This is a genomic window from Kitasatospora sp. NBC_00458 (assembly GCF_036013975.1).
Classification (GTDB): Bacteria; Actinomycetota; Actinomycetes; order Streptomycetales; family Streptomycetaceae; genus Kitasatospora.
The window spans coordinates 4,466,590-4,489,956 of sequence record NZ_CP107904.1; the positions used below are offsets into that span (position 1 = coordinate 4,466,590).

Sequence of the window (23,367 nt, forward strand, 5' to 3'; positions counted from 1 at the left end):
TCGCGGCTCACGCACCGGGCTCCCCCGCCCGGGCTCCGCGCATCTGCCATCCGAGCTGGAACAGCGTCTCCGCGTCGTACATCTCCCGGAGCCGGGAGATGTGCGCGGCCACCGTCCGCTCGCTCAGCCCCAGCCGTGAGGCGATCGTCCGCTGGGTCAGCCCCTGGGCGAGCAGCCGGCCGACCTTCTCGTGCACCGCGGAGTCGGCCGTACCGGCGGCCAGCGCGGCCCAGTTGACGCCTTCGGCGTGCTGCCAGTGCTGCTCGAAGGTGTCCACCAGGAACGCCACCACGGCGGGATCGGTCACCAGCACCGCCTTCGTCCCGTCGGCGCCCTCCGGCAGCACCGCCACCGAGCGGTCGAAGATCACCAGACGGGTGAAGTCGGCGGCCAGCATCCGGATCGCGCAACCGAGTCGCGTGACCTCCGCGGCGTAGCCGACCGTGGCCGGGTCGAGCCTGGCCGGCGGCTGGTAGATCGTCCGGATGCTGCCGCCCCTGCGCAGGTAGGCGGTGGTGTGGTGGAGCATGTCCGCGATGACGTCGGCCGGACGGGCGCCTCCCGGCTGCATGGTCATGGACTCGTGCGGGTACTCCTTCGCGAGGCAGGTCAGCAGCGAGCGGATCTCCGGCACCCCCTCGACGTGCTCCACCCCTCCCGTCACGTCGAGGTGGCGCGAGGTGCGTTCGTAGGCCTGGATGAGTTCGTCCAGACGGTCCGGCAGCCGCTCGGACTGCTGCAGCAGCCTGACCCCCTCCGCCCGCAGGTCCGCCGCCACGTGGTCGGCGAGCGCCCGCGGGCTCACGGCCACGTACGACGAGTCCAGGGCGTGCGACACCAGCAGGCCCAGGCGGAGCAGCGCCTCCAGCGCGCCCTGGTCCCCCGGGTCCACCTCGGCGGCCCGGATCCGGCCGCCCTCGCGGAGGACCGCGAGGTAGAACACCCGCGCCGCGTCGTCCGGCAGCGCGGCCGTCAGTACGTCGGACGGTGTCCGGGAATCAGGCATCGCGGGCTCCCCTCATCTGCCAACCGAGCTGGAACAGCGTCTCCGCGTCGTGGAGCTCCCGCAGCCGGGCGATGTGGCCGGCCACCGTCCGCTCGCTCAGCCCCAGACGCGAGGCGACCGTCCGCTGGGTCAGACCCTGCGCGAGCAGCCGGGCGACCTGCGTGCGCGGCTCACGGCCCGGTTCGGCATCGGGGACGTGTGCCTTCCACCGCACCCGGTCGGCGCGCTGCCAGTCCCGTTCGAAGGACTCCACCAGAAAGGCGACCACCGCGGGATCCTCGATGAAGGCCGCGCTGCTGTTGTCGTCCGACGCGGGGATGACCGCCACGCGACGGTCGTAGATCAGCACTCGTTGGAACGACTCGCCCAGGACGCGGTACCGGCAGCCGATCTCGGTCGCCGCGGCGGCGAACTCGCTGGTCGCCCGATCCGTCTCGGCCCCCGGCTCGTAGAGGCCGCGGGCCGTCCCGCCTCCGTCCGCGAGGCGCCTGAGCCTCGCCAGTGCGTCCGGAAGCCCCTCGGCCGGACGGGCTCCGCCCGGCTGGGCGGCGAGGAGTTCGGTCTCGCACTCGGCGTCGAGCTGGGCCAGCCTGTGCCGGATCGAGCCGAAGCCCTCCGTGTGCAGGAACCTGCCCGAGCGGTACACCCGATGCGGCGCGGCGTCGTAGGCGGCGGCGAGTTCGGCCAGCCACCTGGACGACTCGTCCGCGTCGGCCAACAGCCTGCTGCTGGCGGCACGCATTCCTGCGGCGAGACGTCCGATCGCCGCGCGCGGGTTCACCGCGGCGTAGCCCGCGTCCTCCACCCTCGGTACGACCAGGCCGAGATCGAGCAGTACGGCGAGCGACGCCTCGTCGGCCTGGTCGAGATCGGCTGCCCTGACGGTCCCGCCGTTTCCGAGGACTGCCAGGTAGAAGGCGTGGCAGTCCTCGCTCAGCAGGAGGTCGGCCCCCGGCTCAGGCATCACGGGCTCCCCTCATCTGCCAGCCGAGCTGGAACAGCGTCTCCGCGTCGTGGAGCTCCCGCAGCCGGGCGATGTGACCGGCCACCGTCCGCTCGCTCAGCCCCAGACGGGAGGCGACCGTCCGCTGGGTCAGACCCTGCGCGAGCAGCCGCCCCACCTGCTCGTGCACCGCGGCCGGATCGGCCGTACCCGCCGCCAGCGCAGCCCAGTTGACGCCCTCCGCCTGCTGCCAGTGCTGCTCGTAGGCGTTCACCAGGAAGGCCACCACCGCCGGGTCCTCCACGAGCGCCGCGACGGTGTTGTCCGGTGCCGCCGGGATGAGGGCAACCGTGCGGTCGAAGATCAGGACACGGTCGAAGGGGACGGCCAGGACCCGGACCGGGCAGCCCAGTTCCGTCGACCGCGCCGCGTACTCGGCGGTCGCCTGGTCCTGGCGTGCGGCCGGTTCGTAGATGGTGCGGATGACGCCTCCGCGCGCGGCGAAGCGGCGGGTGTGCTCCAGCGCGTCCCGCATGTGCTCGCGGGGCCGTGCTCCGCCGGGCTGGGCGGCCCAACTCTCCCTCGGGTGGTCCTCGATGAGCTGTGAGACGAGGTGCCGGATCTGTTCCATCCCGGCGATCCGCCGGACCCCGCCCACGAGGTCGTAGCGGCGGGGAGCGGCGTCGTAGGCCTGGGTCAGGTCGTCGAGCAGGTCCGGGACGGCTGCGGCCCGGGCGAGCAGCCGGGTGCTCTCGTTGCGCAGTTCGGCGCCGATCCGTTCGCCGACGGCACGGGGGTTCACCGCGCTGTAGATGCCGTCCGCGACGCGCAGGTGGAGCAGGCCGGTGTCGACCAACTGCCGCACACCGTCGGCGTCCTCCTCCCGGACGTCGGCGATGCGGAGGCGGCCGCCCTCGCGCAGGATCGTCAGGTACAGCTCGCGGGCGGCCTCGCCCGGCAGTCGGATGTCGTGTTCAGCCATGACCCTCCCCTCGCATCTGCCAACCGAGTTGGAAGAGGTTCCGGGCGCCGTGGCGGTTCCGTAGGCGGGAGATGTGAGCGGCCACCGTCCGCTCGCTGAGGCCGAGCCGGGTGGCGACGGCGCGCTGGGTGAGCCCCTGGACGAGCAGGTGGCCGACGCGGGCCGTGGTGGGGTGGGGGCCGGGACCGGACCAGTCCACGGCGGTGGCGCGGCCCCAGTCGCGTTCGAAGACGGCCACCAGGGACGCCACGGTGGCCCGGTCGGTGATGAACGCGGCGGCGGTGTGGTCCGGGTCGACGGAGACGACCGCCGCCGCCCGGTCGACGATGATCATGCGGTCGAAGGGTTCGTCCAGGACGCGGATCTGCGAGCCGTGGCGGGTGACGGCCTCCGCGTAGTCGATCACGGCCGGCTGGTGGCAGGCCGCGGGCTGGTAGACGGTCCGGATGCGGCGGCCGGCCTTCAGGAGGGGGAGCTCCTGGCGCAGGGCCAGTTGCAGGGTGGAGGCGAGGCGCAGGCCCGGCTGGGCGGCGAGGAGTTCCTGCCGGCAGTCGTCGAGCAGGAGGGAGATGCGGTGCCGGATGGCGTCGCGGCCCACGACCCGGGTGCCTTCGGCGGCGGGGTGCTGTGCGGCGTCGTAGGCGTCGGTGAGGGTGGCGAGGGCGGCGGGGAGCCCTTCGGCGCGGACGAGGAGGCGGGTGGCCTCGGTGCGCAGTTCGGCGCCCAGCCGGTCGCCGGCCGAGCGCGGGCTGACGGCGGTGCACCCGGCGGCCGTGCGGATGAGCAGGCCGAGGGCGAGCAGCCGCCGCAGGGCGGCCGGGTCGGCGTGCGCCAGGTCGGCGGGGGCGAGCCGGCCGCCGTTGGCCAGCGCGGTCAGGTAGAGGGAGCGTTCGGCCGCGGTGGGCTCATCCGTCGCCACGGCCGCCCCGCATCAGCCAGCCGAGCTGGAACAGGGTCTGCGCCCCGTACCGGTCGCGCAGGCGGGAGATGTGGGCGGCGACGGTGCGTTCGCTGAGGCCGAGCCGGGTGGCGACGGCGCGCTGGGTGAGGCCGCGGGCGAGCAGCCGCCCGACCCGGTCGGGGGCGTTGTGGGTGTTGTGGGCGGGGCCGTGGGTGAGCGCGGCGGTCCAGTCGGTGGCGTCGGCGCGGGCCCAGTCGCGTTCGAAGGCGTTGACGATGAAGGCGATCGCGGCGCGGTCGGTGATGAAGGCCGCGGTGCTGTGGTCGTCGCTCGCGGAGATCACCGCGACCGAGCGGTCGAAGATCATCAGACGCTGGAACGGCTCGTCCAGGGTCCGGATCAGCGAGCCGTACCGGGTGACCTCCTCGGCGTAGGCGAGGGCGGCGGGTTCGGAGATCGAGACGGGCTGGTAGATGGTCCGCAGGGTGCAGCCGCGCTGCAGGAGCTGGACGTCCTGGACGAGTGCGCCCTGGAGCGCGTCGGCGGGCCGGTGGCCGGGCTGGGCGGTGAGGACCTCGGTGCGGCAGTCGGAGACCAGCTGGGAGATGCGGTGCCGGATGTGGGTGTGGCCCTCGATGTAGACGGCGCCGCCGGAGCGCTGGGGCGGGCGGGGCATCGCGTCGTACGCGCGGGTGAGGGCGTCGAGGGTGCCGGGCAGGCTCTCGGCGCGGACGAGCAGGCGGGTGGCCTCGCTGCGGAGTTCGGTGCCGAGGCGGTCGCTGACCGAGCGCGGGCTGACGGCGGTGTAGCAGGCGTCGATCGGGTTGGGCATCAACAGGCCGATGGCGACGAGCTGGCGCAGGGCGGGCCGGTCCGGTTCGGGGACGTCGGCGACGGGGACGCGGCCGCCGTCGGCCAGGATGGCGAGGTAGAGCCGGCGGGCGGCCTCGTCGGGCTCGCCGCCGGACGCGGCCGGGCCGGGGACGGCGTCCGCCCCGGTGCCGGTCTCCGGAGCGGTCGCCGGATCCGCCGTCTCCTCGAACGTCACGTCGAACGCTCCCTGCCGGATGTCTCGCGGATGTGTGCTCCCCCGCGCGCCGTGCGCGGTCGCCGCGCACGTCCGCCGGGCGGGATCACGGTACTGGGAACCGGCGGGCCCCCGGACTCCGGGTGCCGTCGCACGCGGGCCCGGGGGCCGCCGGTCGTACGCCATGGTCACAGCGCTTCCTGCGAGGCGGAGCAGCAACGCCTCGCCGGCTCCGGTCCCGGGGGCCATCACCACACATGGCGTCCCGGCCGGCGCTCTTCCCCCCGATATGCAGGCACGTGCGGACGTACCGGTCGCATCCAGTAATGAAGAGCAAGTCACCGTCATCGGGCTGCGGTGCCCGGGCGACCTGGCGTGACTCCACCCTCACAGCGTGACGGCCGGTGAACAAGTGCCGCCCGACTGCATGTTCTCGCAATTGCAGGAACCTGCACCGCCGGTGCCGCCGGATGTGCGGGCGGCCGCTTCCGGTTTCTGCGAATGCCCAGGTCAGAGAGGTGCGACGGCGGGAATTCAACCGGTCGGCCGGTCGGTGGCGGACAACCGCCGCCCGGTCCGGCCGTGTTCGCTCGGTAACCGGGCGGATCCGGACGGGAACGCCGCGAGGCCGGGTGACGACGAACCGGAACCGCGCGGGGACGAACCGGAGCCGGCCGGGCGCCGGACGGGAGCCCGCCGTCGTGCCCGCCGTCGCGCCCGCCGGCCCCCGGGCTCAGCGGGCCAGCAGCCGCCCGCCGGCCAGTCCGGCCGCCGTCCCGGCGGCGGCGAGGGCCCAGAGGGCGAGCAGCAGCACGAACAGGCCGGTGGCGAGCCCGGTGAACCCGGGGAAGCCGGTGTGCCGGGCGAGCGCGGCGGCGCCGGTGACGCAGGTCCCCACCGGGAAGGTGTACGCCCACCAGGTCATCGCGAACGGCATGCCGGCCCGCCGGGCGCGCAGGTTGGCGGCGGCGGCGAGGACCAGCCAGAGCATCGCGACGCCGAGCACCGCCACCCCGTACAGCTCGGCGAGGGCGAGGGCGACCGGCGCGACCGCGGGGGTCACCGGGCCTGCGGCGTCGGCGAGCTGGTGGACGGCGGTGGTGGACTGGCCGAGCGGGCCGAGCACCAGGAACAGCGAGGGGGTGAGCACCAGGGTGGGCAGCTTGCTGTGCACCAGGCCGGTGAGCACCACCGGCAGCAGCGCCAGCGTCGCGAGCAGCCCGACCCCGAACAGCGCGCAGCAGCCGTAGAGCAGGGTCTGCCGGGCGGTGCCGGCGGGCAGGTGCGGGATCAGCGCGGGACCGCTGGCGGAGGCCACCAGCGGGGCGACCACCGGCAGCAGCCAGGTCGGGTTGGCCTGCAGCGGGGAGACCGCGTGCCGGGTGATCATCAGGTACGGGATGCCGACCGCGACCAGCAGCGCGTACCCGGTGCCCACCGTCCAGAGGACGGCGTCGAGGGCGACGGCCGGACCGGTGCCGATGACGCGCGAGCCGAGGGTCAGGGTGCCGAGCCCGACCGAGAGCAGTGCCATCGGCGGACAGCCGTAGAAGACGGCGGTGGCCGGGTTGTCGAGCAGCTGGGCGCGGGCGGCCTCCCGGTGGCGGGTCAGGTGGACCAGCCGGGCGGAGCCGAGCAGCAGCAGGCCGGCCAGTCCGAGCGCCCACATCAGCTCGCCGAAGCCGATCAGGCCGGGCAGCCGGAGCGGGAGGGCGGCCGCGCCGTTGCCGATGATCGCGGTCCCCATGACCACCGCGTACCAGTTGGGCCCGAGCTGTGAGAGGTCGAGGCGGCGGACGCGGTCCGACGGGCGGAGGCGGGGACGGGGGCGGGTGCTCGGACGGGGGCTGATCAGGGTGGCCATGGCACCACCGTCTCCCGGGCCGCCCCCGGCCGGTAGCGCCGCCTGCCCTATGAGGACATAGCCTGAATCTATGGCCCTCTCCCCGCGCGTCCCCGAACTCGGTGCACTGGAGCTGCTGCTCGCGGTGGCCCGGCTGGGCAGCGTCGGCCGGGCGGCGGCCGAGCTGGGGGTGAGCCAGCCGACCGCCAGTGCCCGGATCAAGGGCATGGAGCGGCAGATCGGCGTCCCGCTGCTGGACCGGTCCCCGCGGGGCTCCCGGCCGACCGAGGCGGGCCGGCTGGTGGTCGAGTGGGCGCGGCAGGTGGTGGAGGCCGCGCAGGCGCTGGACGCCGGCATCGACGCGCTGCGGGAGCGCCGGGACGCCCGGCTGGTGGTGGTGGCCAGCCTGACCGTCGCCGAGTACCTGATGCCCGGGTGGCTGCTGGCGCTGCACGAGACCAGCCCGGGGACGGCCGTGACGCTGCGCACCGCGAACTCGGCGGACGTGGCCGGGCACGTCCTGGCCGGGGACGCCGACCTCGGGTTCGTCGAGGGACCGTCCACCCCGCCCGGGCTGGCCGGCGCGGTGGTGGCGGCCGACCGGCTGGTGGTCGTGGTCGCGCCGGACCACCCCTGGGCGCGCCGCCGCTCCCCGCTGACCGCGGCGGAGCTGGCCCAGACGCCGCTGGTGCTGCGCGAGCCCGGTTCGGGGACCAGGGAGGTGCTGGAGATGGCGCTGGCGCCGTACGGGGGCGCGGCGCGGCCGCGGCTGGAGCTGGCCTCCTCGACGGCGCTGAAGGCGGCGGCGATGACCGGCGCGGGGCCGGTCTGCCTGAGCGAGCTGGCGGTGGTGGAGGAGCTGGCGACCCGGCGGCTGGTGGAGGTGCCGCTGGCGGACGGGCTGGACCTGCGGCGGCCGCTGCGGGCGGTGTGGCCGGCTGGCCGGCGGCCGAGCGGTCCGGCCCGGGAGCTGCTGACGCTGACCCGGCGCACGGCCGGCCCGCGGCGGGCGGCCGGGGCACGGCTGGCCACGGGTCCGCGCCTGGCGACGGGGTCGCGGCAGGCGGCCGCCGCGCAGCGGGCGGCCGGTGCGCGGCAGCCGGTGCCGCCGGCCGCAGGAGCCACGGCCGCGGGGGCCCGGAAGCCCGCCCCGCGCACCCGCCCCGATCGTTCATCCGAAAGTTGAGCGGAATAGACTCAACTTAGTGCATGCTGTAGACGGCAGAATCAGCGCACGACAAGGGAGGAAACCCCAGCAGTGGACGCCAGCAAGTTCACCACCAAGACGCAGGACGCCCTGTCCGCCGCGATCCGGCAGGCCGGGGGCTCGGGGAACCCGGACGTCAAGCCGGTGCACATCCTGACCGCCCTGCTGGAACAGCCCGAGGGCATCGCCAGGCCGCTGCTGGAGGCGGTCGGCGCGGACGTTCCGCGGATCGAGGCCGAGGCCCGCCGCCTGCTGGCCGGGCTGCCCAGCGCGATGGGCTCGACCGTCGCGGCGCCGCAGCTGGCCCGCGACACCCTGGCGGTGCTGACCGAGGCCGGCAAGCGCGCCGACGACCTCGACGACCAGTACGTCTCCACCGAGCACCTGCTGGTCGGCCTGGCCGCCGAGGGCGGTCCGGTCGCCGAGCTGCTGGTGCAGCAGGGCGCCACCCCCAAGGCGCTGCTGGCCGCGTTCAAGGACGTCCGGGGCAGCGGTAAGGTCACCTCGCCGGACCCGGAGGGCACCTACAAGGCGCTGGAGAAGTACGGCACCGACCTCACCCAGGCCGCCCGGGACGGCAAGCTCGACCCGGTGATCGGCCGGGACCAGGAGATCCGCCGGGTGGTCCAGGTGCTCTCCCGGCGGACCAAGAACAACCCGGTGCTGATCGGCGAGCCCGGCGTCGGCAAGACCGCCGTCGTCGAGGGCCTGGCCCAGCGGATCGTGGCCGGCGACGTGCCGGAGTCGCTGCGCGGCAAGCGCCTGGTCGCCCTGGACCTCGGCGCGATGGTGGCCGGCGCCAAGTACCGCGGCGAGTTCGAGGAGCGGCTGAAGGCCGTCCTGAACGACATCAAGCAGAGCGACGGCCAGGTCGTCACCTTCATCGACGAGCTGCACACCATGGTCGGCGCGGGCGCCGGCGGCGACTCCGCGATGGACGCCGGGAACATGCTCAAGCCGATGCTGGCCCGCGGCGAGCTGCGGATGGTCGGCGCCACCACGCTGGACGAGTACCGCGAGCGGATCGAGAAGGACCCGGCGCTGGAGCGGCGCTTCCAGCAGGTGCTGGTCGGCGAGCCCAGCGTCGAGGACTCGATCGCCATCCTGCGCGGCCTCAAGGGCCGCTACGAGGCGCACCACAAGGTGCAGATCGCGGACGCCGCGCTGGTCGCGGCGGCGACGCTCTCCAACCGGTACATCACCTCCCGCTTCCTCCCCGACAAGGCGATCGACCTGGTCGATGAGGCGGCCTCCCGGCTCCGGATGGAGATCGACTCCTCGCCGGTCGAGATCGACGAACTCCAGCGCTCCGTCGACCGGTTGCGGATGGAGGAGCTGGCCCTGGAGAAGGAGTCGGACCCGGCCTCGGTCGACCGGCTGGCCAGGCTGCGCCGCGATCTCGCCGACAAGAACGAGCAGTTGAGCGTACTCACCGCCCGGTGGGAGCAGGAGAAGAAGAGCCTGAACCGGGTCGGCGAACTCAAGGAGCAGCTGGACGACCTGCACGGTGCGCTCGAACGCGCCCAGCGGGACGGCGACTTCGAGCGCGCCTCCAAGCTGATGTACGCCGAGATCCCGGCCGCGGAGAAGGAGCTCACCGACGCCCAGGAGCGCGCCGCCGGGCAGGACAACTCCGCCTCGATGGTCAAGGAGGAGGTCGGCCCGGACGACGTGGCCGACGTGGTCGCCTCCTGGACCGGCATCCCGGCCGGCCGCCTGCTGGAGGGCGAGAGCGCCAAACTCCTGCGCATGGAAGAGGAGTTGGGGCGCCGACTGATCGGGCAGGCGGAGGCCGTCCAGGCCGTCTCGGACGCGGTCCGGCGCACCCGCTCCGGCATCGCCGACCCGGACCGCCCGACCGGGTCCTTCCTCTTCCTCGGCCCCACCGGCGTCGGCAAGACCGAACTCGCCAAGGCCCTGGCCGACTTCCTCTTCGACGACCAGCGGGCCATGGTCCGCATCGACATGAGCGAGTACGGCGAGAAGCACTCCGTCTCCCGCCTGGTCGGCGCCCCGCCCGGGTACATCGGCTACGAGGAGGGCGGCCAGCTCACCGAGGCCGTCCGCCGCCGCCCGTACAGCGTGGTGCTGCTGGACGAGGTGGAGAAGGCCCACCCCGAGGTCTTCGACGTCCTGCTCCAGGTGCTGGACGACGGCCGGCTCACCGACGGCCAGGGCCGCACGGTCGACTTCCGCAACGCGATCCTGATCCTCACCTCCAACCTGGGCTCCCAGTTCCTGGTGGACCCGACCACCCCGGAGGAGCGGAAGAAGGACCTGGTCCTGAACTCGGTGCGGGCCGCGTTCAAGCCGGAGTTCCTCAACCGCCTCGACGACATCGTGGTCTTCGACCCGCTCGGCACCGCCGAGCTGACCAGGATCGTCGACCTCCAGGTGGCCCGGCTCGGCGACCGGCTGCGCGAGCGGCGGCTCACCCTGGACGTCTCCGAGGCCGCCCGCGACTGGCTGGCGCTCACCGGCTACGACCCGGCGTACGGCGCCCGGCCGCTGCGCCGGCTGGTGCAGTCGGCGATCGGCGACCAGCTCGCCAAGGCGATCCTGGCCGGCCTGGTGCACGACGGCGACACCGTCCTGGTCGAGCGGGACGAGGACGCCGACCGCCTCACCGTCCGGGCCCGCGGACCGCTGGAGAAGTAGCGCCGCGGGGCGCCCCCCGACCCGGTCGTCCGGCCCCCGGAGCCCCCGGTGGCCGGACCCCGCGCACCCCCCGTGACCGGCCCTTGTACACCCCCGGTGACCGGGGCCGGTCACCGGGGGCCGCCACGATCCGGCCATGCCCGGCCGGACCGCGGCCGCCCCTGTGAGGCAGGGCCCCGATGAGGCAGGATGGGAGGTGGAAGGGCGGCCTCTCATTGCCGACCACCACGTGCACTGAGGAAGAGGACCCCATGAGCATCGACCCGTCGTCCATCCCGTCGTTCGGTGTGCCCCAGGGCGGCCAGCCCGGCGGCCAGGGCGGCCGTCCGGCCGGTCCGCCGCCGATCATCGTCCCGGACCAGGCCCTGGTCGGCCAGCTCCTCGACCAGATGCAGCTCAAGCACGTCGTGGACGAGGAGGGCGACCTCACCGCCCCCTGGGAGGGCTTCCGCGTCTACTACATGTTCCGCGGCGACCAGAAGGAGCTCTTCGCCGTCCGCGCGTTCTACGACCGCGCCTACCCGCTTGAGGACAAGGCCGAGATCCTCGACCTGATCGACGAGTGGAACCGCGAGACCCTCTGGCCGAAGGTCTACACCCACACCCACGAGGACGGCGTGGTCCGCCTGATCGGCGAGGCCCAGATGATCGTCGGCACCGGCGTCAACCTGGACTACTTCGTCACCACCACCGCCAACTGGACCCAGGCCGCGGTGGGCTTCGAGCAGTGGATCGTCGAGCGCCTCGGCCTGCAGAAGGAGATCGAGGGCGAGGACGGCGAGGAGAAGCCCTCCGAGGGCACCGACGAGGCCTGAGCCCGCCCCCCGGCCCCCCTCCACGGCCCGTCACCGGCACTCCGGTGGCGGGCCGCCCCGTTTCCCGGCGGGCCGTCCTTGTCGCGGACCCTCCGGTGGAACGAGGATGGGGGCCGACCGCCGAGGTGTGAGGAGCCGTGATGGGTGCGAGGCCGCTGCTGAACCGCCGGCTGGAGGGGCTCGGAACGACGATCTTCGCGGAGATGTCCGCGCTGGCCGTCGCGACCGGCTCGATCAACCTCGGCCAGGGGTTCCCGGACACCGACGGGCCCGCCCCGATCGCCCGGGCCGCCGCGGACGCCGTGCTGAGCGGCCGCGGCAACCAGTACCCGCCCGGCCCCGGCATCCCCGAGCTGCGCACCGCGATCGCCGAGCACCAGCAGCGCTTCCGCGGCCTCGCCTACGACCCCGACACTGAGGTACTGGTCACCGCGGGCGCCACCGAGGCCATCGCCGCCGCCCTGCTGGCCCTGCTGGAGCCGGGCGACGAGGTGATCGCCCTGGAGCCGTTCTACGACTCGTACGCCGCCTGCATCGCGATGGCGGGCGCCGTCCGCGTCCCGCTCACCCTGCGTGCCCCCGACTTCCGCCCCGACCTGGACCGGCTGCGCGGACTCGTCACCCCGCGCACCCGGCTGCTGCTGCTCAACTCGCCGCACAACCCCACCGGGCTGGTGCTCACCCCCGCGGAACTGCGCGCGATCGCCGAACTCGCCGTCGAGCGCGACCTCCTGGTCGTCACCGACGAGGTCTACGAGCACCTGGTGTTCGGCGGCGTGCACCACCCGATCGCGGCCCTCCCCGGCATGCGCGAACGCACCGTCTCCATCTCCTCGGCGGGCAAGACCTTCTCCTTCACCGGCTGGAAGGTCGGCTGGGTGACCGCCTCGGCGCCCCTGGTGGCGGCCGTGCGCACGGCCAAGCAGTACCTCACCTACGTCAGCGCCGGTCCGTTCCAGTACGCCGTCGCCGAGGCCCTGCGCCTGCCCGACGACTACTTCGCCGGCTTCCGCGCCGACCTGCTGCACAAGCGCGACCTGCTGGCGGACGGGCTCGCCTCCGCGGGCTTCCGCGTCTTCGTCCCCGAGGGCACCTACTTCATCACCACCGACATCACTCCGCTGGGCGAGAAGGACGGCATCGAGTTCTGCCGCACCCTGCCCGAGCGGTGCGGGGTGGTGGCGATCCCCAACGCGGTCTTCTACGACGACGCCGACGCGGGGCGGCCGCTCGTCCGCTTCACCTTCTGCAAGAAGGTCGAGGTACTGGAGGAGGCGGTCACCCGGCTCGCCCGGCTCTGACCGATCTGCGGGACCTCTCGCACGCTCCGACGATTCGTCAACTCACCTGACGGGCCGGGCCTTTCGATGCCAGTCGGGCAATCCGTCGTGCCCCCGCGGCAATCCCCGGACCGGGCCCGGCCCCGTGCGCCCGGCGCGTCCGTCCCAGGGGCGTACAGGTCGTGCGAACAGCGCATGACCAGCGCGCACGGCGTGCGATCCGGGGCGAGGGGCGCGCGCGGTGCATAGTCGCACACCGGGTCGATCAGGGCAGGGAAGCAGATGTGCCCGAAACGGTGAATGCTTGACAAAGTTGGGTAAATCACCGACGGACCCGGCGTATTCGTGCTTCTCTGCTGCTGAATCTCCAGCCGGAATCCTTCCTTCCACGGTCGGCCGCGCCCTGGACCGTACAGCCACGAACAGCCTCGCCCTTGCCTAGGCCAACTCGCTGCTGCTCGGCGGGCGCGCACGGAGCTGAAACGCGGAGCCGAGCATGCTCACCACTTTGCAGACCTCCTACACGGACACCCGCGCGGGTGACCTGGCCTGGTGCCTGGGCGGCGAACCGCTGCCCGCTCTCGCGGTCCGCGACCTGAGACTCGACGGCCCCGGCCACCCGGGCCCGCCCGGCACCCTCCAGCTGCGGCTGCTGGGCGCCTCGCACCAGGTGGTGATCACCGCGGGCCCCGGCCACTGCCTGGAGACCGTCGCCTGCCTGCCCGGCCGCAGAACGCCGCTGCCCGCCCGGGTGGCCAAACAGGTGGACGGGTGGGAGTACGAGTTCGCGGCCCGGATCGAGGCCCTGCCGCCGCACGACTTCGCGGCCCGCGCCCAGGAGTTGCTGGCGCTGGTCGAGGGGCACCCGCGCGGCCTGGCCGGCGTCTTCCCCGGCGACCCGAGCGCCTTCACCGCACTGGTCACCCAGGGTGGTGCGGACCGGCTGCTCTGGCGCACCTGGCACGCCTACCCGCAGGAGGGGCAGCTGGTCTGCACCCGGTCCTCGCTGGTGGTGTCCCGGTGACCGAGACGGCCGAACCCTCCATAGCCCGGACCGCGCGCCTTCATTCGTACGCAGGAACGATTCGTCAACCTGTCATGTTCAGCTGTCCGTCGAATGGGCGCAGCCGTCCGTCCCGAACGTCGCCTAGCGTTTGTTCGTGATCAACCATCCGGCCGGTCCGCCCCCCGCACAGCCGGGCCTCGACCTCGACGACGGCAGCCCACCCCGGCTCGGGCGGAGCCTGACCCCGCTGCCCGCACGCCGCCGGTCCCGGCTGCGCGCCCGCCCCAAGCTCGCCCGGCTGGCCGTCCTGCTGGCCGCGTTCGTCTGCGCGGCCTGCGGACTCGTCTACGAGCTGGAACTCGTGGCGCTCGGCGACTACCTGCTCGGCGACTCGGTCACCCAAACCTCCGTCGTGCTCTCCGTCATGGTGTTCGCGATGGGCCTCGGCTCCCTACTCGCCAAGCGGTTCACCCGCCGCCCGGCCACCGCCTTCGCCCTGGTCGAGTGCGCGCTCGCGCTCACCGGCGGCCTCTCCGTCCTGGCGCTCTACTCCTGCTGGGCCTGGATCGGCCGCTACCAGGCCGCCATGGTCGGGATGACCTGCCTGATCGGCGTGCTGATCGGCGCCGAGATCCCGCTGCTGATGACGCTCATCCAGCGGATCCGGCGGGAGGACGCCGGACGGGCCGCCGCCGACCTCTTCGCCGCCGACTACGTGGGCGCGCTGATCGGCGGACTCGCCTTCCCGTTCCTGATCCTGCCCGCCCTCGGGCCCGGCAGCGGCGCCCTGGTCACCGGCGCCGTCAACGCCGTCGCCGGCTCCGCCGTCGTGCTCTGGCTCTTCCGCGAGGAACCGGCCCCCAGGGTCCGGCTGCTGCTCTGGGGCGGCTGCGCCCTGGTACTGGCGGTGCTCGCCGCGGCCGCCGCCTGGTCCGGCGCCGTCGAACGCGCCGCCCGGCAGGCGCTGTACGGCGGGCAGGTGCGGTACGCCCACGGCCGGTACCAGGAGATCGTGCTCACCGGCCCGGCCGAGGGCCCGCTCCGGCTCTACCTGGACGGGCGGCTCGCGGTCTGCGGACCGGACGAGTACCGGGGCAGCGAGGCACTCGTCCACCCCGCGATGGGCGCCGGCCCGGACGGCCGGGTACTGCTGCTCGGCGGGGGCGACGGGCTGGCCCTTCGGGAGGTGCTGCGGCACAGCGGGGTCCGTTCGGTGCTGGTCGTCGACCCCGACCCGGCGCTCCCCCGGCTGGCCAGGACCGACCCGGGCCTCGCCGCGCTCTCCGGACGCTCGCTGGACGACCCCCGGGTCCGCACCGCCGAGGCCGACCCGCTGGAGTGGCTGCGCAGCGTCCGCCCCGCTCCCGGGCAGTCCTTCGACGTCCTCCTCGCCGACCTGCCCGCGCCCGCCGACGGCGGCCCGGCGAAGTTCCACTCCCAGGAGTTCTACGGCCTCGCCACCCGGCTGCTCGCCCCCGGCGGGCGGCTCGCCGTCCGGGGCGGCGAGGAGCAGAACGGCCGGCACGGCCTCTGGCAGGTCGAATCGGGACTGCGCGCCGCCGGACTGCGGACCGTCCCGTACGCGGTCGCGGGCAGTGCGACCGCCAGCTGCCGGCCCGGCCCCGAGGGCGGCCAGACCTTCCTGCTCGCCGCGGCCGCCCAGCCGCCGCTCTCCCTCGGCCCCGACGCGCCGCCGCCGCGCGCCCTCACCGCCGACGCCCTCCGCGCCTCCGCCGCCCGGCTCACCGCGGCCCGGCCGGCCCGGCCGCCCGCCGCCCTCACCCTGCTCGGCCCCCGGTGAGCCCGGGGGCCGGGCTCACCGGGGGCCGAGCAGGGGCAGGACGGGGGCAGGACGGGGCCGGGACGGGGCTCGGGAGGCAGTTAGGGGACAGGGCGGAGCCGGGAGCGGGTTCGGTCGGTAGGCTCCCTGGCATGGAGCATGAGGTTGTCGTCCCGATGCCGGCCGGGCTGGTCCGGCAGGCCCTGCAGGATCCGGCGCTGCTGGCGCGTTCCGTGCCGGGGCTGAGCACCGAACCGGCTGCCGTCGGCGGCGGCCCGGCCGACGAGATCGGCGGGCGCCTGAAGCTGCGGATCGGCACCTCCACCATCACCTACAAGGGCGTGCTGTCGCTGATCGAGGGCCGCGAGGGCGTGCTCACCGCCTTCGCCGAGGGCCAGGAGGCGCGCGGCAGCGGCGAGGCCACCGCCACCGTCCGGGTCAGCGTCGCCGACGGCGCCGAGGACGGCACCGCGGTGGTCCGCTTCACCGGCGACCTGACCGCCACCGGGCGGCTCACCGAGTTCGACGGCGAGACCCTCGCCGCGACCGGCCGCCGCCTGCTGGACCGCTTCGCCACCGCCCTCGCCTCCCCCGACGGCGCGCCGGAGACCGGCCCGGACGAGGACGAGGGCACGGACGTGGGCACGGACGTGGGCACGGACGCCGGCACGGACGCCGGCACGGGCACCGGCACCGCCGAGGAGGCGGACGCGGGCGGGAGCCCCGGGGCCGCAGCGGACACGGCCGGGGAGGCCGTCACCGAGGAAGCCGAGGAAGCCGAGGAAGCCGGGGACGCCGGGGAAGGCGAGAACGCCCCGGGGACCGGCGAGGCCGACGAGCCCGCCGACGAGCCCACCCCGGAGACCCGCGAGACCGACGAGCCCACCGACGAGGCCGACGAAGCCGACGAAGCCGACGACGAGTCGGGCACCGCCACCGTGGTGTTCCTGGAGGACCACCAGGAGGACCGCCAGGACGAGCCCGGCGACGACCTCGACGACGACCTCTCCGACCTGATCGCCTTCTCCGACGCCGACGCCGAGCGCTTCGGCCTCCCCGTCGGCGACGTCGACGGGCCCGCGGACACCGACGCCGCCGCGGCCGGGACCGACGACGCCGTCTCCGCCGACCTGCCCACCGAGCTGCCCTTCGACTACGAGCAGGAGCCCGTGCTCGGCGGCCCGGTCCGCCGCAGCATCGTCGGCCGCTCCGCCGAGGAGGTCGACCACGCCCCGCCGCGCGGCCCGTACGCGCCCGCGCTGCCGGCCCGCAGCGCCCGGGCCCGGGCGGCCTCCCGCTGGGGCGGCGACGCCGGCGGCATCGTGGTGCCGGGTGTCGGCGGCCGCAGCGCCGTGCCGTGGGTGATCGGCGGCGGCGTGGCCCTGCTGGGCGGCGCCGTGGTGCTGGTCAGGGCCCTGCGGCGGCGCTAGGGCCCGCCTCCCGGACCTCGTCGGACCGGGCCGTCGCGGCCTCGGCGGGGGCCCGGGAGAGAGGCCCTAGACTGGACGCTCATGAGCAACGACCGCGACGCCCTGCTGGCACAGATCAAGGACAAGGCCGTCGTCCACGGCAAGGTCACCCTTTCCTCCGGCAAGGAGGCCGACTACTACGTCGACCTTCGCCGGATCACGCTGGACGGCCAGGCCGCCCCGCTGGTCGGCCGGGTGATGCTGGACGCCACCTCCCACCTGGAGTACGACGCCGTCGGCGGGCTGACGCTGGGCGCCGACCCGGTGGCCGCCTCGATGCTGCACGCCGCCGCCGCGCGCGGGCGTGAGCTGGACGCCTTCGTGGTCCGCAAGGCGGGCAAGGCGCACGGCCTGCAGCGCCGCATCGAGGGCCCGGACGTCAAGGGCCGCCGGGTGCTGGCGGTCGAGGACACCTCCACCACCGGCGGCTCGGTGCTGACCGCCGTCGAGGCGCTGCGCGAGGCCGGCGCCGAGGTGGTCGGCGTCGCGGTGATCGTCGAGCGCGGTGCCGCCCCCGCGATCGAGGCCGCCGGTCTGCCGTACGTCACCGCGTACACCCTGGACGACCTGGGCCTCTGAGCCCCCGGCCGGCGCGTCCCGCGGCGGCCGCCGCACCTTCCGCAACGCAACGGCCGGGGCCCGGTCCTGTTTCACGTGAAACAGGACCGGGCCCCGGCCGTTCGTCGTCGCCGGTCCGGACTCAGCCGGTCCGGACCTCAGCCGCGCCGGACCTCAGCCGCGCCGGTGCCGGCCGCCGCCGGCCTGGACGGCCTCGTCGTCCTCGGCCGCGGCGCCGCCGGCCTTCTTCTTCCGGCGCTCGCGGACGACCTCGATCAGGATCGGCGAGATCGAGAGCAGCACGATCAGCAGCACCGCCGGGATCAGGTACTTGTCGATCACCGGGGCGAGCGCATCGCCGAAGAAGTAGCCGATCAGCAGCATCGACTCGGTCCAGAGCACACCGCCGATGACGTTCCACAGGAAGAACGTCTTCGCCGGCATCTCCAGGGTGCCGGCGACGGGGTTCAGGAAGGTCCGGACGATCGGCATGAAGCGGGCGAGCACGACGGCCTTGCCCGGCCCGAACTTGTTGAAGTACTCCTCGGCCTTCAGCACGTACTCGCGGCGGAAGATCTTCGACTCGGGCTTGTCGAACATCTTCGGTCCGACCTTCACCCCGATCTGGTGCCCGAGCTGGGCACCGACGATGGCGGCGATCGGGGCCCCGATCAGGAGCGTCGCGATCGGCAGCCGGGTGCCTTCGCCGAGCACCGACGAGGCGGCGTCCGAGGCGGCGACACCGGCGATGATGAGCAGCGAGTCACCCGGGAAGAAGAACCCGACCAGGAGGCCGGTCTCCGCGAAGATGATCGCGATCAGCCCGATGGCACCGAGGGACGAGATCAGTGATTTGGCGTCGAGCAGATTGACGGCCAGCTGGTTGTAGTCCACGGGCGCAGAATAGCGGGCCCGTCTTTACCAAAGCTTCGCCCCCGGGGTCGAGCGGGCCCTCATCCCTTCGTCGTACACCGCGCCGCACCCGCCGCACGGCGCCTCCGGGCGGCCTCCGGACGCCCCGCGGACGCCCTCCGGCCACCTCGCGGACGGCCTCCGGAACCCGCCGGGGAGCACCCCCGGAAGCCCGCCGTCCCGACTGGCGGGCCACATGGTGGAGCCGGTGGGCGTTCTGGGAAGATGGCACGGGCGCCCGGTCCGCGGTGGCACCACCCTCATGGCCGACCCGCGGCGGTCGCCTCGAACCCTGGTACCGGCAGGCCGCACCGCAGAGCCGCGCGGCGGCCCCGGTACCCCGGAGTCGTCACCAGGCGTACACAGCGTCGGACAGCACCGTCCGTACGCCGAAAAACCCGACAGGAGCGGATTCGCATGCCCATCGCAACTCCCGAGGTCTACAACGAGATGCTGGACCGGGCCAAGGCGGGCAAGTTCGCCTACCCGGCGATCAACGTGACCTCGTCGCAGACCCTGCACGCCGCGCTGCGCGGCTTCGCCGAGGCCGAGAGTGACGGCATCATCCAGATCTCGACCGGTGGTGCGGAGTTCCTGGGCGGCCAGCACAACAAGGACATGGTGACCGGCGCCGTCGCGCTCGCCGAGTTCGCGCACATCGTCGCCGCCAAGTACGACATCACCGTCGCGCTGCACACCGACCACTGCCCGAAGGACAAGCTGGACGGCTACGTCCGCCCGCTGCTGGCGCTGTCCGCCGAGCGCGTCGCCCAGGGCCGGAACCCGCTCTTCCAGTCGCACATGTGGGACGGCTCGGCCGAGACCCTGAACGACAACCTGGCCATCGCCGAGGAGCTGCTGGCCCAGGCCGTCGCCGCCAAGATCATCCTTGAGGTCGAGATCACCCCGACCGGCGGCGAGGAGGACGGCGTCACCCACGAGATCAACGACGAGCTGTACACCACCGTCAACGACGCCGTCCGCACCGCCGAGGCGCTGGGCCTGGGCGACCGGGGCCGCTACCTGCTGGCCGCCTCGTTCGGCAACGTGCACGGCGTCTACAAGCCGGGCAACGTGGTGCTGAAGCCGGAGCTGCTGCGCGAGCTGCAGGACGCGATCGGCAAGCAGTACGGCAAGACCGACCCGTTCGACTTCGTCTTCCACGGCGGCTCGGGCTCCACCGCCGAGGAGATCGCCACCGCGCTGGAGAACGGCGTCGTGAAGATGAACCTCGACACCGACACCCAGTACGCCTTCACCCGCCCGGTCGTGGACCACGTGTTCCGCAACTACGACGGCGTCCTGAAGGTCGACGGCGAGGTCGGCAAGAAGAACACCTACGACCCGCGCACCTGGGGCAAGCTCGCCGAGGCCGGCATGGCCGCCCGCGTGCTGGAGGCCGCGCAGCAGCTGCGCTCGGCCGGCAACCGCCTGAAGTAGGGTCCCCGCCCGACGGCAGGGTCTGCGGTCATGCCCCCCAGTGGTTGACTGGGGGGCATGACCATTCACCAGAACCTCCTCGGGGGTCCGCCCCCGACGCACCTGCCCGCCGAGCCCGCTCCGCTGGAGCTGCTGGCCGGCGGCGCCTCCCCGGCCGAGGTCGCGGCGAAGTACCCGACCTCCTCGCTCGCCTGGGCCCAGCTCGCCGACGACGCCTACGCCGCCGGCCGCACCGTCGAGTCGTACGCGTACGCCCGCACCGGGTACCACCGCGGGCTGGACTCGCTGCGCCGCGCGGGCTGGAAGGGCCACGGACCGGTGCCGTGGGAGCACGAGCCGAACCGGGGCTTCCTGCGGGCGCTGCACGCGCTCGGCCGGGCCGCCGCCGCGATCGAGGAGAAGGAGGAGGCGGAGCGCTGCGCGCAGTTCCTCCGGGACAGCTCGCCGACCGCCGCCGCCACGCTCGGCTGACACCCGGCCCCGGCTCCTCCCCCGCCACGCCCCCGCCCCGCCCCCGGCTGCGGCGCGCGCCGCGGCCGGCCGGCGCGGGCCGGCACCCCCGGAGCACTTCGCCCCCGTTGCCCGGAACGGCAGCGGGGGCGGCTTTTGTCCCGACCCTGCATACCCGGTACGTGGACACCCGCCGGTCCGCCGTGCCAGGGTGGGCCGACGAGGGGGCACCCACCAGTTCGAGCTACTGCGGCCCCACCGGTCGACAGGAAGCCCCCAGCGTGCCAGCAGCCAGCCCCGCCCCCCGCGGCACCCGCCCGCGCGGTTCCGGTGCGAGCGGCGCCCGCAGGGGCACCCGCACCGCCCCCGCCGCCCGGTCCGGCGCCGCACGGCCCGGCCCGGCAGGCCCCCGCCCCCGGTCGTCCCCGCGCCGCCGCCGCAGACCCCGCCGCCGGCTCGGACCCGGCATGATCGCCGCGCTGGTGGCCGCGGTGGTGATACTGGGCGGCACGGTGTTCGTGCTCAACCGCCCCGGCGTCCTGCCCGGCACCGACCGGACCGCCCAGGGCCGGGTCGCACCCGCCGACGGCGCCGCCCCCGCCCCGGCGGCGACCGCGGCACAGACCCAGGCCCCCGTCACCCCCGCCCCGGCACCGACGCCCACCCCGACACCCACCCCGGAGCCGACCGCCACGCCCGCCCCGGAACAGACCGCCCCGGACCCCGGACCCGTCAAGGGCGCCGGCACCTTCACCGTCGCCCAGGGCTCCGCCGCCCCGGTCGGCAAGGGCACCGTCCGCCGCTACCGGGTCGAGGTCGAGGACGGCATCGGGATCGACCCGCCGGCCGCCGCCGCCCAGGTCCAGGCGATCCTCGCCGACAAGCGCGGCTGGACCAACGACCGCAGGAACGGCTTCCAGCTGGTCTCCGGCGGCGCCTACGACTTCACCGTGAAGATCGCCTCGCCCGCCACCGTCGACAGGATCTGCGGCGCCGCCGGACTGGACACCCACGGCGAGGTGAACTGCAACGTCGGCAACCAGGTGCTGGTCAACGTCAAGCGCTGGACGATCGGCTCCCCGCAGTTCAGCGGCCCGATCGACGAGTACCGGGCGCTGATCGTCAACCACGAGGTCGGCCACCGGATCGGCCACGGGCACGAGAGCTGCCCGGGCCAGGGCAAGCCGGCACCGGCCATGATGCAGCAGATCTACGGACTCAAGGGCTGCGTCTCCAACGCCTGGCCGTACAGCGCCGAGGGGAACTACCTCGGCGGTCCGGCCGTCCCCTGAACCAGGCCCGGACGGTACGGAGTTGATACCCGGTCGGTGCACCACCGGGACGGCACCCCGCCTAGGCTGGCCGGCATGACCAGCACGAGCGACCCGACCACCGCCCGCCCTGCGACGCGGCGGCCCGGGCCCGGCCGCCACCGGCTGCTCGCCCTCGCGGGCACCGCCGGGCTCCTGCTCGGTGCGGCCGCCTGCGGCTCCGACGGCGGCACCGGTACGGCCGGGGCGGGCCGGCTCTCCTACGACCAGGCCCGGTCCACCGCCGGCGACCTGGCGAAGTCCGGGTCCGGCCCCTGCCCGTTCGGCCTGGACCTCGCGGCGGCCCTCAAGGCTGCAGGCGTCGACCGCCCGGTCAGCGCGGGCGGCAAGGACCGGCGGGTGACCGAGGCCGATCTGGAGGAGGAGATCCCGGCGCAGCCCTGGCCCTCCGGGGCCACTCCGCCGCCGTCGATGCCCACGATGCCGGCCACGCCCGCGCGCGCCTGGGTGACCTGCCACTACACGGTCGGCGCCACCCCGGTCCGGATCGACCTGATCGCCGTCGCGGACCACGGCCCGGCGGTGGGGCTGATGCTCCCGCACATCCAGCGGTTCGGGAACCTCGGGGTGGACCAGTTGACGGACTTCGCCGAGCACCAGCCCACCACCGGCCGGACCGCGGTCACCCCGGGAGCGGGGCTGGTCGGCGTCGCCCGCCCGGCCGTCCGGGGCCGCGGCGACCTCGCGCTGACCCTCACCCAGGACACCCAGGACGCCCCGGCCGAGTCCGCCCTGACCGGCGAGCCGCTGCGCAGGGCCACCGAGCGGCTGGCCGCGCAGCTGCGCGGTTGAGGACCGCCCGGCAGGGCACGGGCGCCGGTACCGGCGCGCGACGGCGCGCGACGGCGCGCGGACCCGCAGGCACACCGGCCGGCGGGATCAGCCCAGCACCGGCAGGTGACCGCTCAGGTCGCTGCGCTCGCCGCTGGCCGACACCGCCGCGGCGTCCACCGCCTCCGCCCAGCCGGTGCGGCCGGTGGCCAGCCGGATCCAGGTCAGCGGGTCGGTCTCGACCACGTTCGGCGGGGTCCCCCGGGTGTGCCGCGGGCCCTCGACCGCCTGCACCACCGCGAACGGCGGCACCCGCAGCTCCACCGCTCCCCCGGGGGCCCGGTCGGCGAGCGCGTCGGCCAGCAGCCGGGTGACGGCGGCCACCGCCTGGCGGGCGTGCGGGAAGTCGGGTCCGCCGAGCGCGGCGGCCAGGTCGTCGGCGTGCACGACCGTCTCGACCAGCCGGGTCACCAGCATGTCGGTGAGCGTCATCGAGCCCAGCCGGATCTCGAACCGCCGGCCCGGGTCGCGGGCGTCGTCCCCGGCCAGCACCGCGACCAGCCCGTCCGCGGCCCGGCCGAAGGCCGCCGCGACCGAGGCAGGGTCCCCGCCGAACTCGCCCGCCGCCTTCCCCCTGGCCTGCTCGTCGAGCAGCGGCGCGACCGTGCCGACCCGGGCGACCCACTGCAGCAGGTCCAGCGGGGCCCGGCCCTCCAACGGATCGCCGAGGTGCGCGGGCACCCAGCCGACCTGCACGGCGAGGTGCGCGACCAGCTCGCGCACGGTCCAGTCCCCCAGCCGGGTCGGCCGGGCGAGCAGCTCCGCCGCGTCGGGGCGGGTGCACAGCTCCCGGACGGCCTCCCGCAGGGCGGTGGTCTGCTCCACGAGCGCTGCGCTGACCTTGGGGTGCTGGTACGTACGGGACTTGGCGGGCATGCGCCCCAACATACGCCGGGGGGCGGACGGTTCCGAAGAACCGTCCGCCCCC

19 protein-coding genes and 1 pseudogene are annotated in these 23,367 nt (G+C 74.5%); 12 read left to right on the forward strand and 8 right to left on the reverse strand.

Translation table 11 applies throughout. The features are described 5' to 3' along the window. Positions 1-7: 7 nt before the first annotated feature. The 6 genes from OG550_RS18345 to OG550_RS18370 all read right to left on the reverse strand — a co-directional run bounded on the left by OG550_RS18345 (position 8) and on the right by OG550_RS18370 (position 6,723). Positions 8-1,006 carry a LuxR C-terminal-related transcriptional regulator gene (locus OG550_RS18345; protein WP_327678897.1) on the reverse strand — a complete coding sequence of 333 codons (999 nt, stop codon included), beginning with the start codon at positions 1,004-1,006 and terminating at the stop codon, positions 8-10. Then, positions 999-1,970 (reverse strand): LuxR C-terminal-related transcriptional regulator, encoded by a 972-nt coding sequence (locus tag OG550_RS18350; RefSeq protein WP_327678898.1) that lies wholly within the window; start codon positions 1,968-1,970, stop codon positions 999-1,001. The genes OG550_RS18345 and OG550_RS18350 overlap by 8 nt, the downstream gene beginning before the upstream one ends. Next, a complete protein-coding gene (locus tag OG550_RS18355) occupies positions 1,963-2,931 on the reverse strand; it encodes a LuxR C-terminal-related transcriptional regulator (protein ID WP_327678900.1) in 969 nt (322 codons plus the stop codon). Before OG550_RS18355 ends, OG550_RS18350 begins: the two co-directional genes overlap by 8 nt. Beyond that, positions 2,924-3,850: a LuxR C-terminal-related transcriptional regulator gene (locus OG550_RS18360; RefSeq protein ID WP_327678902.1), complete on the reverse strand. Its 927-nt coding sequence runs from the start codon at positions 3,848-3,850 to the stop codon at positions 2,924-2,926. The genes OG550_RS18355 and OG550_RS18360 overlap by 8 nt, the downstream gene beginning before the upstream one ends. After that, on the reverse strand, positions 3,837-4,880 hold the full coding sequence (locus OG550_RS18365; protein WP_327678904.1) for a helix-turn-helix transcriptional regulator: 1,044 nt from the start codon (positions 4,878-4,880) through the stop codon (positions 3,837-3,839). The genes OG550_RS18360 and OG550_RS18365 overlap by 14 nt, the downstream gene beginning before the upstream one ends. A 712-nt stretch (positions 4,881-5,592) precedes the next feature. Beyond that, on the reverse strand, positions 5,593-6,723 hold the full coding sequence (locus OG550_RS18370) for a TDT family transporter (RefSeq protein WP_327678906.1): 1,131 nt from the start codon (positions 6,721-6,723) through the stop codon (positions 5,593-5,595). A 70-nt stretch (positions 6,724-6,793) separates the two neighbouring features. Here OG550_RS18370 and OG550_RS18375 point away from each other — a divergent pair. The 8 genes and pseudogenes from OG550_RS18375 to pyrE all read left to right on the forward strand — a co-directional run. Then, positions 6,794-7,699: pseudogene (locus OG550_RS18375) on the forward strand (LysR family transcriptional regulator); the annotation flags it as partial. Positions 7,700-7,960: 261 nt separating this feature from the next. After that, positions 7,961-10,567 (forward strand): ATP-dependent chaperone ClpB, encoded by a 2,607-nt coding sequence (gene clpB / locus OG550_RS18380; RefSeq protein WP_327678908.1) that lies wholly within the window; start codon positions 7,961-7,963, stop codon positions 10,565-10,567. A 251-nt stretch (positions 10,568-10,818) separates the two neighbouring features. Continuing rightward, positions 10,819-11,382 carry a YbjN domain-containing protein gene (locus OG550_RS18385; RefSeq protein WP_327678911.1) on the forward strand — a complete coding sequence of 188 codons (564 nt, stop codon included), beginning with the start codon at positions 10,819-10,821 and terminating at the stop codon, positions 11,380-11,382. Between the two features lie 140 nt (positions 11,383-11,522). Continuing rightward, the gene (locus tag OG550_RS18390; protein WP_327678912.1) at positions 11,523-12,683 is read left to right on the forward strand and encodes a pyridoxal phosphate-dependent aminotransferase; all 1,161 of its coding nucleotides are present in this window, start codon (positions 11,523-11,525) and stop codon (positions 12,681-12,683) included. 475 nt (positions 12,684-13,158) lie between these two features. Beyond that, entirely contained in the window at positions 13,159-13,686 is a 528-nt protein-coding gene (locus OG550_RS18395; RefSeq protein ID WP_327678914.1) for a DUF2617 family protein, read from the forward strand. Positions 13,687-13,822: 136 nt separating this feature from the next. After that, positions 13,823-15,469: a polyamine aminopropyltransferase gene (locus tag OG550_RS18400; RefSeq protein WP_327678916.1), complete on the forward strand. Its 1,647-nt coding sequence runs from the start codon at positions 13,823-13,825 to the stop codon at positions 15,467-15,469. 131 nt (positions 15,470-15,600) lie between these two features. Beyond that, positions 15,601-16,878, forward strand: a complete 1,278-nt coding sequence (locus tag OG550_RS18405; RefSeq protein WP_327678918.1) for a hypothetical protein — start codon at positions 15,601-15,603, stop codon at positions 16,876-16,878. An 81-nt stretch (positions 16,879-16,959) separates the two neighbouring features. After that, positions 16,960-17,496 (forward strand): orotate phosphoribosyltransferase, encoded by a 537-nt coding sequence (gene pyrE, locus OG550_RS18410; protein ID WP_327678919.1) that lies wholly within the window; start codon positions 16,960-16,962, stop codon positions 17,494-17,496. A 153-nt stretch (positions 17,497-17,649) separates the two neighbouring features. Here the strand turns inward: pyrE and OG550_RS18415 are convergent, their stop codons facing one another. Further along, positions 17,650-18,369 carry a DedA family protein gene (locus OG550_RS18415; RefSeq protein ID WP_327678921.1) on the reverse strand — a complete coding sequence of 240 codons (720 nt, stop codon included), beginning with the start codon at positions 18,367-18,369 and terminating at the stop codon, positions 17,650-17,652. Positions 18,370-18,804: 435 nt separating this feature from the next. Here OG550_RS18415 and fbaA point away from each other — a divergent pair, with 435 nt between their 5' ends. From fbaA to OG550_RS18435, 4 genes are all read left to right on the forward strand, one after another. Continuing rightward, positions 18,805-19,827 carry a class II fructose-bisphosphate aldolase gene (gene fbaA, locus OG550_RS18420; RefSeq protein ID WP_327678923.1) on the forward strand — a complete coding sequence of 341 codons (1,023 nt, stop codon included), beginning with the start codon at positions 18,805-18,807 and terminating at the stop codon, positions 19,825-19,827. 57 nt (positions 19,828-19,884) lie between these two features. Beyond that, positions 19,885-20,298: a DUF3151 domain-containing protein gene (locus OG550_RS18425; protein ID WP_327678925.1), complete on the forward strand. Its 414-nt coding sequence runs from the start codon at positions 19,885-19,887 to the stop codon at positions 20,296-20,298. Between the two features lie 446 nt (positions 20,299-20,744). Further along, complete coding sequence (locus tag OG550_RS18430; RefSeq protein ID WP_327678927.1) at positions 20,745-21,569, forward strand: DUF3152 domain-containing protein; 825 nt, start codon at positions 20,745-20,747, stop codon at positions 21,567-21,569. 75 nt (positions 21,570-21,644) lie between these two features. Then, a complete protein-coding gene (locus tag OG550_RS18435) occupies positions 21,645-22,400 on the forward strand; it encodes a hypothetical protein (protein WP_327678929.1) in 756 nt (251 codons plus the stop codon). A gap of 87 nt (positions 22,401-22,487) precedes the next feature. On the opposite strand, the gene OG550_RS18440 is transcribed toward OG550_RS18435, so the two are convergent. Further along, positions 22,488-23,315 (reverse strand): maleylpyruvate isomerase family mycothiol-dependent enzyme, encoded by an 828-nt coding sequence (locus OG550_RS18440; RefSeq protein ID WP_327678931.1) that lies wholly within the window; start codon positions 23,313-23,315, stop codon positions 22,488-22,490. Positions 23,316-23,367 lie beyond the last annotated feature (52 nt).